This is a genomic window from Rathayibacter sp. AY1B6, from assembly GCF_002932755.1.
Classification (GTDB): domain Bacteria; phylum Actinomycetota; class Actinomycetes; order Actinomycetales; family Microbacteriaceae; genus Rathayibacter.
In genome coordinates this window covers 109,121-122,927 of sequence record NZ_PSWL01000004.1, presented here as the reverse complement: position 1 = coordinate 122,927, position 13,807 = coordinate 109,121, and the positions used below count along the sequence as shown (strand labels likewise).

Here is a 13,807-nt window from a genome sequence, read left to right as displayed (position 1 = left end):
ACCACCATGAAGATCGCCCGTTCCGCCCTCCGGCGGACCCTGACGGTCGCGGCCGTCGCGGCCCTGGCCGCCGGCTCCCTCGCGGCCTGCTCGTCCACCTCCGGTGGCGGCACGACCACGAGCGCCGGCTCCGCCGCCGACCTCGACTCGGCCCTCGAGGCCGGTGGCAAGATCACGTACTGGAGCTGGACCCCCAGCGCCGAGGCGCAGGTCGCCGCGTTCGAGAAGGCCTACCCGAAGGTCGACGTCGAGCTCGTCAACGCCGGCACCAACAAGGACGAGTACACCAAGCTCGAGAACGCGATCAAGGCCGGCTCGGGCGCCCCCGACGTCGTCCAGATCGAGTACTACGCCATGCCGCAGTTCGCGCTGTCGGACTCGCTCCTCGACCTGTCGCAGTACGGCATGGGCGACCTCGAGGACAAGTACTCCGCCTCCACCTGGGGCAGCGTCAACATCGACGGCAAGCTCGTCGGCCTCCCGCAGGACTCGGGCCCCATGGCGCTGTTCTACAACAAGACGGTCTTCGACCAGTACGGCATCGCCGTCCCCGCCACCTGGGACGAGTACGTGGCCGCGGCCGAGAAGCTGCACACCGCCGACCCGTCGAAGTACATCACCGCCGACACCGGCGACGCCGGCTTCGCGACCAGCATGATCTGGCAGGCGGGCGGCGAGCCGTTCACCACCGACGGCACGGACGTCACGATCGACCTCGCCGACGAGGGCACCGCGAAGTGGACCGGCGTCTGGAACCAGCTCGTCGAGAAGAAGCTGCTCTCGGACACCCCCGCCTGGGGCGACGAGTGGTACAAGGGCCTCGCCGACGGCTCCATCGCCTCGCTGGTGACCGGCGCCTGGATGCCCGGCGTGCTCGAGTCCAGCGTCCCCGACGCCTCCGGCGACTGGGCCGTCGCGCCGATCCCGACCTACGACGGCACCGCCGTCAGCGCCGAGAACGGCGGTGGCGGCCAGTCCGTCACCAAGCAGAGCGAGAACCCGGCGCTGGCCGCCGCGTTCCTGCGCTGGCTGAACAGCGACCAGGCCTCGGTCGACGTCTTCCTGCAGAGCGGCGGATTCCCGTCGACCACGGCCGACCTCGACAGCTCGGACTTCACCGGTCAGGAGTCGGAGTACTTCGGCGGCCAGAAGATCAACGAGGTGCTGACCCAGGCCTCGAAGGACGTCCGCTCCGGCTGGTCGTACCTGCCCTACCAGGTCTACGCGAACAGCGTCTTCGGCGACACCGTCGGCCAGGCGTACGCCAACGGCACCAGCCTCGACCAGGGCCTCGCCGACTGGCAGAGCAAGCTCGTCCAGTACGGCAACGCGCAGGGCTTCACCGTCTCGGAGTAGCACCACTGCTCGACGCGGGGCCGGCCGGATCGCTCCGGTCGGCCCCGCGTCGTTCTCACGCTCGGACACACCGGGCACCGATCCTGAGGGGGATCCAGATGACCACCGCTCCCGAGAGCCGCTTCGCCATCGGCGCCGCCGACTTCGAGCTCGACGGCCGCCCGCACCGCATCCTGTCGGGGGCGCTGCACTACTTCCGCATCCACCCGGACCTCTGGGCCGACCGGATCCGCAAGGCCCGCCTGATGGGCCTGAACACCATCGAGACCTACGTCGCCTGGAACGCGCACGAGCCGCGCCGCGGCGAGTGGCGCGAGGACGCCGGGCTCGACCTGGGCCGCTTCCTCGACCTGATCGCCGCCGAGGGCATGCACGCGATCGTGCGCCCCGGCCCCTACATCTGCGCGGAGTGGGACAACGGCGCCCTCCCCGCCTGGCTCTTCCGCGACCCCGAGGTGGGCGTGCGCCGTTCCGAGCCGAACTATCTCGCGGCGGTCAGCGACTACCTGCGCCGCGTCTACGCGATCGTCGAGCCGCGCCAGATCGACGCCGGCGGGCCCGTGGTCCTCGTGCAGATCGAGAACGAGTACGGCGCGTACGGCTCCGACAAGGAGTACCTCGCCGAGCTCGTCCGGGTGACGCGCGACTCCGGCATCACGGTGCCGCTCACCACCATCGACCAGCCGACGCCGCAGATGCTCGCCGACGGCAGCCTCCCGGGCCTGCACCTCACCGGCTCGTTCGGCTCGCGGACCACGGAGCGCCTCGCGACGCTGCGCGAGTTCCAGCCCACCGGTCCGCTGATGTGCATGGAGTTCTGGTGCGGCTGGTTCGACGACTGGGGCACCCAGCACCACACCACCGACGCCGACGCCTCCGCCCAGGAGCTCGACACCCTGCTCGCGGCCGGCGGCTCCGTCAACATCTACATGTTCCACGGCGGCACCAACTTCGGCCTGACCAGCGGAGCGAACGACAAGGGCCGCTACGCCGCGATCACGACGAGCTACGACTACGACGCCCCGCTCGACGAGGGCGGCGACCCGACCGCGAAGTTCTGGGCGTTCCGCGACGTCATCGCGCGCTACGCGCCGGTGCCCGAGGAGGTGCCCGCGATGCGCCCGCCGGCGCCGGCCCTCACGGCTCCGCTCGTCTCCGGCCCGGCCCTGCTCGGCCTCGGCCAGGCGTTCGGACCGGCCGCGCACCTCGACGCGATGGCCTCCTTCGACGACCTCGGCCACGACGACGGCTTCGTGCTCTTCACGACGACGCTCGACGGCTCCTCCGCTCCGGCCCGCCTCGTGGTGGGCGAGGAGGTGCGCGACCGCGCCTGGGTGCTGCTGGACGGCGTGCCGGTGGGCGTGCTGGCGCGCGACCACCACGAGCGCGCGCTGACGCTCCCGAGCGGACGCGGCGAGCTCGCGATCCTGGTCGAGAACCAGGGGCGGGTGAACTACGGCACGCGGATCGGCGAGCACAAGGGCCTGATCGGAGGGGTGCGGCTGGACGGCGCCGAGCTGATCGGCTGGGCCGCCCGCGCCCTCGCTCTGGAGTGCCTGCACGACCTCGCCGTCGCGGCGCCGGCGTTCTCGGCCGGGCCGCAGCTCGCCTCCGGCTCGTTCGAGCTCGACGAGCAGGCCGACCTGTACGTGGACACGCTGCACTGGGGCAAGGGCCTGGTCTGGGTGAACGGCTTCCTCCTCGGTCGCTACTGGCGCCGTGGACCGCAGCGCACGCTGATCGTCCCCGCGCCGGTCACCCGCGCCGGCCGCAACCGCGTCGTGGTACTGGAGCTGGAGGGCATCGCCGAGCCGGAGATCCGCCTTCTCGCGGGGGCCGAGCTCGGGCACACCGAGATCTGAGCTGCGGAGCGGAGGCCGGGAGGGCCGGGGGACGCCGTAGGGCGTCGATCCGGGCTCCCGGCCTTCGTCGTGCAGGCGCCGCGGTGCCGCCTCCGGGATGCGGGGCTCTGCTAGCCTCAGGCGCCCCGGTGCGGCGCCGGCGGGCGAAGGGGGAGACACGATGTCCAAGGCACTGCTGCGCACGACTCTGATCGGAGGCGCGCTGCTGCTCGCCCTCTCGGGCTGCGCGGGGACCGCGACGAGCGGATCGACGCTCCGGCCGTTCACTCCGACGCTCCCCTCGTCGTCGGCCGCCCCGTCCGCCACCGCGACGGCCGCCGCCCCTGCCGCCGACACCGCTCAGAAGACCGGCGAGCAGGTGGCCGCCGTGCTGACCGGCGTGCAGTTCGTGCCCGGCGAGTACGCGAGCATCCAGGAGATGCTCGACTCGATCTACCCCGGCCTCACCGCGACCGACGCCAGCTGCCTCTCGCCCTTCGGCCTGGGCTGGGACACCGCGCAGCCCGCCGCCGGGCTCTCGTACGGCACCAGCGCCGACCGCTCCATGACCGCCGTCGTGTCGAGCACCGGCACCGCCGACGCGGCCGCCTCGCTCCTCGCGAGCGCCACCGACGCGACCACGCGCTGCGCCTCCGGCTCGGCGCTCTTCGCCATGCAGGGCGTGCCGGTCGAGACGACCGTCGAGCGCACCGAGCAGACCCTGACCGGCGCCGACGAGACGCTCGGCTGGAAGGTGTCCGGAGCCGTGGGCGGCAAGCCGTTCTCGCTCGTGGGCATCACCGCGCGCGTCGGTGGCGACGCGGTGGCGCTCGTGGGATGGGACCCGACGACGAACACCTCGTACGTCCCGCGCGCGACGCAGCTCGTCGTCGACGGCCTGTAGGGCGCTCGGGCGCCGGGGCTCTGACTTCGGCCGTCCTCACCTTCGCGACTGTCCAGGAGTCGTCGCACTCGACGCCGAGTGCGACGACTTGTGAACAGTGGCGGAGGGAGCACCGGGCTCCGCGCACCGGGCTCCGCGCACCCCGGACGCGGCGCGGGAGCGCGCCTCAGGTCAGCCAGGAGAGGGTGCCGCCGTGGGCGGCCGCGCTCGCGAGCGGGACGCCGTCGGCGGCGAGCAGGAACGGGGTCGGCTCAGGAGCGACGCGGGCCCGCCGGGCGGCGACGAGGTGCGGGAGCAGCGCCTCCGCCTCGAGCGTCACCAGGCTCGCGTCGCGCGCGGCGACCGTCGCCAGCACGCTCTCGCGCGCGGCCCACGGGAGGTAGACCAGGGTCCCGAGGGAGACGACGACCGTCCGCAGACCGCGCGGTACCGCGTCGAGCAGGGCGGGCAGCTCGGCGGCCGCATCGCCCGCGACGATCGTCGGCGGGCCGTCCTGCAGAGTCTCCACGGCCGAGCGGAGACGCGCGGTCCGCTCCGGGCGGTCGGGCGGGAGAAGCGCCTCCAGCCAGGCCACGTCCTCGGGCGTGCGGATGTCGAGCGGCGCCAGGTCGAGCCCCCGGCGCCACGCGACGACCGGAAGCCGCGCCGGCGCCGCGCCTCCGCTCACCGCGCACCGCAGCAGAGGCGCGCCCGTCCCGAGCCGCGTCTCGCCGTCGCTCGCCGTGAAGGCGTAGGAGTACCGCTCCGGAGCCAGGCACAGCCCCGCCGAGGCGCCGATCTCGACGAGCGCCACCGGTTCGCCCGGCTCCGTGATCCGCTCCAGCGCCGCGACCAGGGGCGCGCACCGCAGCGCCTCGTTGGTCTGCGTCCGCCGCACGGCCGCGACCGGCGCCACCCGCCCCCACTCGCTCCGGAGCCACACGGCGAACCCGGCGCCGTCCACGTCGGGCACGCCGAGCAGCCGCGCGACCGAGAAGAGCAGGGACGGCTGCCGGTGCTGCGCGGGAAGCTGGTCGATCAGGGCGAGGAGGCGCGCGTCGTCCGCGACGGCGAGCGCCCACTCCACCTGCCGCTCGGAGGTCAGCGCCAGCTCGACGGCGGCGCGGCGGAAGCGGTCGGCGGAGGAGGGCATGCGTCCATCCTGCGGGGAGCGGCACCACAGTGCCTGCCGACGGGTGGAGGATCTGCGCGGCGGGCGACGATCCCCCGCCCCTGTTCACAACTCAGGAAGAACGTCCGAACGGCGGCCGGTCTCCGCGGATCGGGAGGCGCTCGGACGAATCCTTCCTGCGTTCTGAACACGATCCGGGCTCGGGTCCCGCGTCGGAGACTCTCCCCCGCCGCCCGGAGATGTCCGTGGCCGCCCGCCCTCGGGGAGCGGCTGGCATCCGAAGGCGGAGCCGCTGCTCTGGCAGCCGGGCCGCCAGGAGCGGAAGGTCCCCGAGAACGGCGCCGTCGACATCCGCTGCCGACGCGACCTCATGCCCGCCGCCCTCGACCCGCAGGAGCGCACCCGCCCGCTCCGCCCGCCGCCCCGCCGAGACACCCTTAGCCCGCTCGACACACCGCCGCGCCGGCGGCGTCCCGCACACGAGCGCGGTGTCTCGACGCAGCCGCACCGCCACCGGAGGCATCCCGTGACTGAGCCCCGGAGTCGCCCGGCTGGGAGTCCGCCCGGCGGCCGACGCCACCGCTTCGCATTACGGATAACGGCACGTGCCCTCCGAACGAGGGGCGTACTTTCGGAGAACAGCCGGAGGGACGGCACGACCGTCCGACTCCACCGCCTGCAGAGCAGGCGTCGGCGGGGTCGGCGCGACGGCACCCGGGATCGGCATCCCGGAGCCCGGCACCCCGGATCGACACTCCGGACACTCGACTCGGCGGCACGGCACACCCCGGGTCCTGCTCCCCACGAACACCCCCCACCCTCTCGCACTCCCCCTCCCGGCGGCACTCGTCGGGGCACCCCACCGTCGCGGCCGGCACCCGCGACACAGCACAGAACGGCGGCACGCACCATGGGCGCTCTCCTCTACGGCACTCCCCCCACCTCGCACGAGATCGACGACCGTGCGCTCGCGCACCTGCAGATCGTCATGATCAACAAGTTCCGCCGCGACGAGGCGTTCGCTTTCCAGCTCGACGCCTCGAGCGCGCACGGCACCGGACGCCAGACGCTCTGGCTGCACCCGACCATCCCCCTCCAGTTCTCGTTCCACGGCAGCCGCATGCCGGCGATCAACGCCACCTGGGTGCGCGCACTGATGGAGGAGGCCAACAGCGGCCGGGGCCTGCGGATCGTCACCGAGCCGGCGCAGCAGCCCGAGTCCTCCGGGCTCACGCACGCTGCCTGAGCGCGCCGTGTCCAGGCGCGACGACGACGAGCCGATGGAGGTCACCGACTTCGTCGAGCTCGCCGGTGCAGTGCACAACGATGCCGGCTTCGAGTGCTCCTCCACTGTCGACGGGGTGTCGGGCGCGCTCTGCGTGCTGCCCGACTCCCTGGTGCTGAGGAGCGCCGGCACCGGCGACTCGACCCGCGTCGGCACCCGCGACATCCGCTCCTGGCGGGCCACGTCGGCCGGCGCCACCTTCTCGCTCGCCGTCGAGGCCGGAGCGCGGCACACCGTGGTGCTGCTCACGCAGTTCCAGGCGGCGACCGTCCAGGCCATGACCCGCGCCGCCGGACCCGCGACTGGCTTATCCGCTTAACGAATTCCCCGTTCGGGGCACGCGGTGGAGGGCGCCTCCCGTGCGACCCTGATCGGGATGAACGAGAAGGACGAGGTCATGCGCTCCGACATCGGCGGGCGTGACATCGAGCAGGCGCGGGCCCTCTTCGAGCAGTCGTACAACGGGCACCGCTTCGTCGTCGAGCCCGGCGAGGACTTCTCGTACCGCTACACCTCCGTCGGCGACGGCGACGTGACGCTCCGCGGCAGCCAGTTCGCCGGCTCCGTGCAGGGCTCGATCCAGACCGAGGGCGAGTACGTCGTCTCGTGGCTGACCGCCGGCGCGGGCGTCACCGATCTCGACGGCGACGCGGTGACCCTCGGATTCGGGCAGCCGGCGATCTTCGTCAACGACCGCCCCAGCCGGTTCGAGTTCCACGACTACCGCCAGAACCTCATCCACTTCGACGGCGCGTACCTCGAGGGCATCGCGGAGGAGGTCGAGGGCACCCGCGGCCCCCTCCTCTTCGACACCACGTCACGGCCCGAGGGCGCGGCGCTGCGACGCTGGTCGGCGACCGTCGCGACGGTCGCCCGGGTGATCTACGACGCCGACAGCTCGCCGCTGCTGCGCCGAGAGGCTGACCGCGCGGTCGCCGTCGCCCTGCTCGAGACCTTCCCGCACGCGACGCTCGACACGCCCGGCGACCTCGGAGTGCCCCGATCAGGACGCCTCCGCCAGGCGGTCGAGTACATGTACGCGCACGCTCACGAGCCGTTGCGGACCGAGCAGATCGCCGACGCGGCGGGCATCGGCCTGCGGACGCTGCAGACCGAGTTCCGGCGCGAGTTCGGCTTCACCGCGGTCGACTACCTGCGGCGGATCCGGCTGGACGGCGTGCAGAGGGAGCTGCGGGCGGGCGAGTCCGGAGTCGTCAGCGTCAGCGAGGTCGCACGGCGCTGGGGCTTCGCGCACCTCGGCCGGTTCTCGGCCTCGTACGCCCACCGCTTCGGCGAGCGCCCCAGCACCACGCTCGACACCTGAGACCTCAGAGGTAGTCGGTCCCGCCGTCGTCCTCCCTGTCGTCGCCTTCGCCGCGCGGCTGCACGGTCGGCCGCGCGGGCTGGAGCCGGCGGGTCTTCTCGCGCATCGACTCCACCGCCTCCGGGTCGTCGAGGTCGACGCCGCGGTCGAGCGCCGGGCTGGTGAAGAGCTGGCTGGCCGGTCCGACCAGGAGACGGGTCTCGCCGCGCATCCCCTCGTCCGAGAGCGACGGCACCACGACCAGGTCCGACTTCCCCACGTTCGCCAGCGCCTGCGCGTACTCGACGACCGCCGAGCACACCTCGTCGCCCAGCAGCACGAATCCGCTCGCGTAGTACAGCTTCTGCATCTCGCCCTCCCCTGGATCCCGGACCGCCCCTCCGGTCGGCCCGTCCCCCGACGCTAGGACGGCGCCGACCGGGCGCCCCACCCCTTGACGGGGGTGGGGCGGAGGGGTCAGAGTCAGCGCTGAGCGGGCAGTCGCAGCGCGGTCGCGAGCGCCTCGACGACGCGGGTCGCGCGCACGTCGCCGACCCCCTCCATCCGGTTGGTGAGGAACGCGAAGCCGACTCCCGCGTCCGGGTCGGCGAAGGCGACCCGTCCGCCCGCGCCGTCGTGCCCGAAGCCGCTTGGAGTGAGGTACCGGCGGGCCCCGGTGCCGAGCTGGAAGCCGCAGCCCAAGGCCGGCAACGGGCCCGGCACCGGCCACACCGGCGGGCCGCTGCTGAGCGGAGCGGTGGCCCGCTCGATCGTCGCGTCCTCGAGCAGCCGCACGCCCTCGGTCTCGGTGAACGCCGCCGACCAGATCGCGGCGAGCGCGCGGGCCGAGCCGATGCCGCCCGCTCCGGGGATCTCGGCGGCCTGCAGCACGGGGTCGTTGAAGCCCGTGCCCGGTCCGACGAGCGCGACGGGCAGGGCACCGCCGAGGGTCATCGCCCGCTCGCCCCACTCGACGACTCCGGGGGTGCGCGCCGCGGCCTGAGCCGCCGTCAGCTCGGCGAGGGTGGGACCGACGAGCATCGTCGCGACGCGGCCCTGCTCGGAGGCTGCTCAGCGGCGCGCCGGGCGAGCGCGTGCTGGTGCCGATGCCGCTGGTGGAGCGGGCGTCGACGCGGCGGGTCTGAGGGGCGGGGCCGGGGCAGGCGGGATCGGGCGGAGCCGCCTCAGCCGGCCGAGCGGATCCCACCGGTCGGGCCCCAGGCGACTCCGGCGCCGCCCGCGTCGCCGTGGTAGTCGTCGGGCGAGAGGGTCATGCCGGTCGCGACGAAGTCGGCGGTCGCCGCGCAGTCCGTGACGACGACGTCGCCGTCGGAGCGCGCGAGCCCGTAGAGGCAGACGGACTCGTCGGCGAGCTCCGCGGCCGAGAAGGAGTCGAGACTGAGGGTGGCGAAGTAGTCGACTCCGGCGATGCTGCCCAGGTAGCGCGTCGGGCCCCAGTGGAAGACGCGGAGGCTCGCGAGGGTCGACAGGGGGCGCGTGGCGACGTCGTCGGGGACGTCCCAGGGCTCGGTGAAGACCTCCAGCGACGGGCGAGGGGCGAGCGCGACGGAGGCGGCCGCACCGAGGGCGGCGAGCCCGAGCACGGCGACGAGCGCGGCGATCACCCCGAGGAGCCGGCGCGGGCGGGGCGGGACGGAGTCACGGAAGTCGGCGTCGTCGCCCCCGGTCGTCCCGCTGCGCTCGCCCCAGCCGGGCGGCGCGTCCCGGCCTGGTTCGCCTCGGCCCGATTCGTCCCGACCGGTCTCGTCCCGACCGGTCTCGTCCCGACCGGTCTCGTCCCGACCGGTCCCGTCCCGGCCGGTCTCGTCCCGACCGGTCCCGTCCCGACCGGTCCGGACACGGCCGGTCTCGTCACGGCCGGTCTCGTCTCGGCCGATCTCGTCCCGACCGGTCCCGTCCCGACCGGTCCCGTCCCGACCGGTCTCGTCTCGGCCGGTCTCGTCCCAGCCGCTCGCCGTCGCGCGGCCGACCCGACCCTGTGCCACTGCGGGTCCGGCAGGCGCCGCCAGTCCGGCGACCGCGGCGTCGAGCGCCCCATTCTGCTCGCGGAGCCGCGCGCGCAGCAGCGCCAGCTCCTCGAGGGCCGCAGGGTCCGCCTCCGCACTGAACGCCCGGCGCTCCAACTCGACCCACCGCCTCCGCTCCTCCGGTGACGCCCCGTCGCGGCGCCGCTCCAGGGCGGCCCGGCCGCGACCGCGACCGCCCAGGGCCGCGTCGAGCGCCGCCTCCGCCGCGGGACCGAGCTCGTCGAGCAGCCGCGCCGCGCGCACGGACGTGACCGTGGTGCCGACGGACGCCGGCACGTCAGCCCCGGTCGCGGACGGCGCGCGCCAGCGACTCGAGGCGCTCCCGGTACTCCGGCCACCACTCCTCGGGCACCGGCGGGAGGTTGTCACCGGGCGTCCGGAGCCCGACCCGCCCGTCGATCAGCTCGCGGACGATGTCGGCGTGACCCGCGTGCCGGTGCGTCTCCGCGGTGATGTGGACGAGGATCCGGTGCAGCGTCACGTCGCGGCCCGTCCACCAGGGGACCTGCCCGGGAGCGTCGAGCGGGAGGGCCGCGACCGTCGCGTCGGAGTGGGCCCACACGCGGCGGTACAGCGCGACGACATCGGCCAGCGACTCGTCGGCCGTCGCCCACATGTCCGCGTTCGGCTCCGACTCGTCCTCCATCCACGGCATCGGCTCCGCGAACGGCCGCCCGAACACGGCGCCGAGGTAGCCCGCCTCGGTTCTCGCCACGTGCTTCACCAGGCCCAGCAGGTTCGTGCCCGTCGCGACCATCGGCCGCCGCACGTCGTACTCGTCGAGCCCGTCGAGCTTCTGCAGCAGGGCGTCCCGCCCCTCCTGCAGGTAGCGGAGGAGGGTCTGCTTCGCGTCGTCGCTCATCCCCCCAGCCTGCCGCGCCCGACGGAGCCGCGCCAGAGCAGTACCCCGACCGCGCCCGCGCCCTGCCGACGCCGTGACATGTTCACCATGCAGGACGGATCTCCTCGCGAGCACCAGGATCCGCGGATCCACGGGCGGCTGAAGCGATCGGTCCTGAGTTCTGAACACGATCAGGCCCTCCGATCCACTGGCCGCCTGAGCGATCCGTCCTGAGTCCTCAACGGACTCGAGCGTGAACGGCCGCTGCCGCCCGCCGAACCCGTCGTTGGAGTGATGCGAACCCCCGCTCGGGCCGCGCCGTGTTCACAACGGAGGAAGGATCTCCCCGCGGGCACCGGGATCCGCGGATCCACGGCCCGCCGAAGCAGTTCTTCCTCCGTTACGAACGGGATCAGGCCGGAACGCCCGCTCCGCACGCTGAGCCCGTCGCTCGGAGCAGGGCCGGGACTGCGCCCAGGAGTGGTCGACGTCGGGCCGGGGCCCTGGCCCGGGGGTGGGGCCCGGGCCGTATCGAGGCGGAGACGAGGCCGGGCCGTGTTCACACTGCAGGAGGAATCGCCCCGCGGGCACCCGGATCCACGGGCCAGCGGAGCGATCGCCCGGAGTCCTGAACGGGATGAGCCGGAACGCCCGCTCCCGCCCGCCGACCCGTCACCGGAGCGATGCCGGAACCGCGCTCGAACCGCGCCCGGGCCGGGCCGGGCCGGGCCGCACCGGGACGGGCCGGAGCCCCGACCTGTTCACAACGGAGGAAGGATCGCCCCGCGGGCTCCGGGATCCGCGGATCCACGGGACGCCGAAGCGATCCTTCCTCCGTTGTGAACGGGGTCAGGCCGGGACGCCCGCTCCCGCCCGCTGGACCCGGGTGCCGACGAGGCGCTGCGAGGAGGCGTCGACGGCGGCGGCCGGGCCGACCAGCTCGAGCGCCGCCTCCGTCTCGCGCGTCGCGCAGTCCGGGCCCACCCACAGCTCGATGCGGCCGGGCTCCACGATCCGAACGCCCTCGCGGCCGGTGAAGGCCAGGCGCGCGGCCGGGACCTCGAAGCGGACCTCCGCCTCCTCGCCCGCCTCGAGCGCGACCCGCGCGTAGCCGAGCAGCTGCGCCACCGGCCGGGTCACGCTCGCGAACACGTCGCGGGCGTAGAGCTGCACCAGGTCGGTGCCCGCCCGCTCGCCCGTGTTGCGCACGCGCACGGTCGCCGTGAAGGAGCCGTCCGTCGGGGCGGACTCCTCGGCCGCCAGCTCCGTCCGGGCGAAGGTCGTGTAGGAGAGCCCGTGGCCGAACGGCCGCACCGGCGTGCTGTCGGCGGAGGTCACGTCCGACGGCCCGCCGAGGATCGGGTGCAGGTACGAGAACGGCTGCGCCCCGGCGGAGCGCGGCAGCGAGACCGGCAGGTGGCCGGAGGGGTCGACCCGGCCCGAGACGACGCCCGCGATCGCGCCGGCGCCCTCCTCCCCCGGGAAGAACGCCTGCAGCACCGCGGCGGGAGCCGCCGGTCCGTCGAGCGCCCAGCCCACGGCGTAGGGGCGGCCGGTCAGCAGCACGAGCACGACCGGGGTCCCGGTCGCCACGACGGCCTCGACCAGCTCGCGCTGGCGCCCGGGGAGCTCGAGGCTCTCGACGTCGTTGCCCTCGCCGACCGTGCCGCGGCCGAACAGGCCCGCCCGGTCGCCGACGACCACGATCGCCACGTCGGAGTCGGCGGCCGCCCGGACCGCCTCGGCGATCCCGGAGGCGTCGTCGCCCTCGACCGAGCAGCCCTCGGCGAGCAGCAGCTCGGCCGGGCCGAACTCGGCCGCCAGCGCGTCCGCGACGGTCGGGATCTCGAAACCGAGCGGCACGCCCGGGTGGTGCGCCAGCACGTGGTTGGCGAAGGAGTAGCAGCCCATCAGGGCGGGCGCGCTGTCGGCGTTGGGGCCGATCAGGGCGAGGCGGCGCTGCGGGGCGAGCGGCAGGACGCCGTCGTTGGCGAGCAGCACCACCGACTCCTCGGCCAGTCGGCGGGCGATGTCGCGGTGGGCCGGCGAGTCGAGGTCGATCGACTCGGGGGCGTCGTCGAAGCGCGCGTCGAGCAGGCCGAGCCGTTCCTTCTGCGCGAGCACCCGCAGCACGGCCCGGTCGACGAGCGCCTCGTCGGCCTCTCCGGCCCGGATGCGCGCGGCCAGCGGAGCGAGGAACGCGTCACCGGTGGGCAGCTCCACGTCGATCCCCGCGGCGAGCGCCAGCTCGGCCGCCTCGCCCAGGTCGGCGGCGACCGCGTGCATGAGGTGGAGGAACGCGACCGCGAAGTAGTCGGCGACGACCACGCCGTCGAAGCCCCAGCGCTCGCGCAGCACGCCCGTGAGGTAGGCGGGCGTCGCTCCGACCGGGTCCCCGTCGATCTCGGCGTAGGAGTTCATCACCGAGCGGGCGCCCCCGTCGCGGATCGCCATCTCGAACGGCGGCAGCAGCACGTCCGCGATCTCGCGCGGTCCGGCGTGCACCGGCGCGTGGTTGCGGCCGCCGCGGGAGGCGGAGTAGCCGATGAAGTGCTTCAGCGTCGCGTCGACGCCGGTGGACTGCAGCCCCTGCACGTACGCGGTGCCGATCGTGCCGACGACGTACGGGTCCTCGGCGATGCACTCGTCGACCCGGCCCCAGCGGGGGTCGCGGATCACGTCGAGCACGGGCGCCAGGCCCTGGTGGATCCCGAGCTCGCGCATCGAGCCGCCGATCACGGCGCCGAGCTCGGCCACGAGCTCGGGGTCGAAGGAGGCGCCCCAGGCGAGCGGAGTCGGGAACGTCGCGGCCTGCCAGGCGGCGAGCCCGGTCAGGCACTCCTCGTGGACGATCGCCGGGATGCCCAGCCGCGTCTCCTCGACGAGGCGGCGCTGCTCCGCCCACAGCCATCGGGCGCGCTCGAGCGGATCGACGGGGCGCGTACCGTAGACGCGGGTCAGCTGGCCGATCCCCTCGCGGGTCGCCTCGGCGTATCCGGTCGAGGTGGCCATCTCCCCGGCGAGCGGGGCGACGACCTCGCCGCCCTGGTCGACCCAGTAGCCGACCAGCTGGGAGAGCTTCTCCTCCAGCGTCATCCGGCCCAGAAGCTCGGTGGTG

Annotated in this window: 12 protein-coding genes; 6 read left to right on the top strand and 6 right to left on the bottom strand. The window is 74.2% G+C overall.

The window, feature by feature from the left end:
- The first annotated feature begins 6 nt into the window (after positions 1–6).
- The 3 genes from C5D08_RS03310 (at position 7) to C5D08_RS03300 (ending at position 4,101) form a co-directional block, all read left to right on the top strand.
- Entirely contained in the window at positions 7–1,356 is a 1,350-nt protein-coding gene (locus C5D08_RS03310) for a sugar ABC transporter substrate-binding protein (RefSeq protein ID WP_104275804.1), read from the top strand.
- A gap of 98 nt (positions 1,357–1,454) precedes the next feature.
- On the top strand, positions 1,455–3,218 hold the full coding sequence (locus tag C5D08_RS03305) for a beta-galactosidase family protein (protein ID WP_104275803.1): 1,764 nt from the start codon (positions 1,455–1,457) through the stop codon (positions 3,216–3,218).
- A 160-nt stretch (positions 3,219–3,378) separates the two neighbouring features.
- Positions 3,379–4,101, top strand: a complete 723-nt coding sequence (locus tag C5D08_RS03300; protein WP_104275802.1) for a hypothetical protein — start codon at positions 3,379–3,381, stop codon at positions 4,099–4,101.
- Between the two features lie 166 nt (positions 4,102–4,267).
- On the opposite strand, the gene C5D08_RS03295 is transcribed toward C5D08_RS03300, so the two are convergent.
- Entirely contained in the window at positions 4,268–5,233 is a 966-nt protein-coding gene (locus C5D08_RS03295; protein ID WP_104275801.1) for a DUF2332 family protein, read from the bottom strand.
- Between the two features lie 889 nt (positions 5,234–6,122).
- Between C5D08_RS03295 and C5D08_RS03290 the strand changes: the two genes are divergently transcribed.
- Genes C5D08_RS03290 through C5D08_RS03280 form a run of 3 tightly spaced genes read left to right on the top strand, consistent with a single transcriptional unit; the run spans position 6,123 to position 7,821 of the window.
- The gene (locus C5D08_RS03290; RefSeq protein WP_104223411.1) at positions 6,123–6,458 is read left to right on the top strand and encodes an ATP-dependent DNA ligase; all 336 of its coding nucleotides are present in this window, start codon (positions 6,123–6,125) and stop codon (positions 6,456–6,458) included.
- A gap of 7 nt (positions 6,459–6,465) precedes the next feature.
- On the top strand, positions 6,466–6,816 hold the full coding sequence (locus C5D08_RS03285; RefSeq protein WP_104275800.1) for a hypothetical protein: 351 nt from the start codon (positions 6,466–6,468) through the stop codon (positions 6,814–6,816).
- A gap of 57 nt (positions 6,817–6,873) precedes the next feature.
- A complete protein-coding gene (locus C5D08_RS03280; protein WP_104281916.1) occupies positions 6,874–7,821 on the top strand; it encodes an AraC family transcriptional regulator in 948 nt (315 codons plus the stop codon).
- A gap of 4 nt (positions 7,822–7,825) precedes the next feature.
- Here C5D08_RS03280 and C5D08_RS03275 read toward each other — a convergent pair whose 3' ends face one another.
- The 5 genes from C5D08_RS03275 to C5D08_RS03255 all read right to left on the bottom strand — a co-directional run bounded on the left by C5D08_RS03275 (position 7,826) and on the right by C5D08_RS03255 (position 13,785).
- Complete coding sequence (locus C5D08_RS03275; RefSeq protein WP_104275798.1) at positions 7,826–8,170, bottom strand: hypothetical protein; 345 nt, start codon at positions 8,168–8,170, stop codon at positions 7,826–7,828.
- 113 nt (positions 8,171–8,283) lie between these two features.
- Positions 8,284–8,841, bottom strand: a complete 558-nt coding sequence (locus tag C5D08_RS03270) for a serine hydrolase domain-containing protein (RefSeq protein ID WP_104275797.1) — start codon at positions 8,839–8,841, stop codon at positions 8,284–8,286.
- 143 nt (positions 8,842–8,984) lie between these two features.
- Positions 8,985–10,124: a hypothetical protein gene (locus C5D08_RS03265; RefSeq protein ID WP_104275796.1), complete on the bottom strand. Its 1,140-nt coding sequence runs from the start codon at positions 10,122–10,124 to the stop codon at positions 8,985–8,987.
- Position 10,125: 1 nt separating this feature from the next.
- Positions 10,126–10,710, bottom strand: coding sequence for a DinB family protein (locus C5D08_RS03260; RefSeq protein WP_104275795.1), 585 nt, complete (start codon positions 10,708–10,710; stop codon positions 10,126–10,128).
- Between the two features lie 828 nt (positions 10,711–11,538).
- Positions 11,539–13,785, bottom strand: a complete 2,247-nt coding sequence (locus tag C5D08_RS03255) for a glycoside hydrolase family 3 N-terminal domain-containing protein (protein ID WP_104275794.1) — start codon at positions 13,783–13,785, stop codon at positions 11,539–11,541.
- Positions 13,786–13,807: the final 22 nt, after the last annotated feature.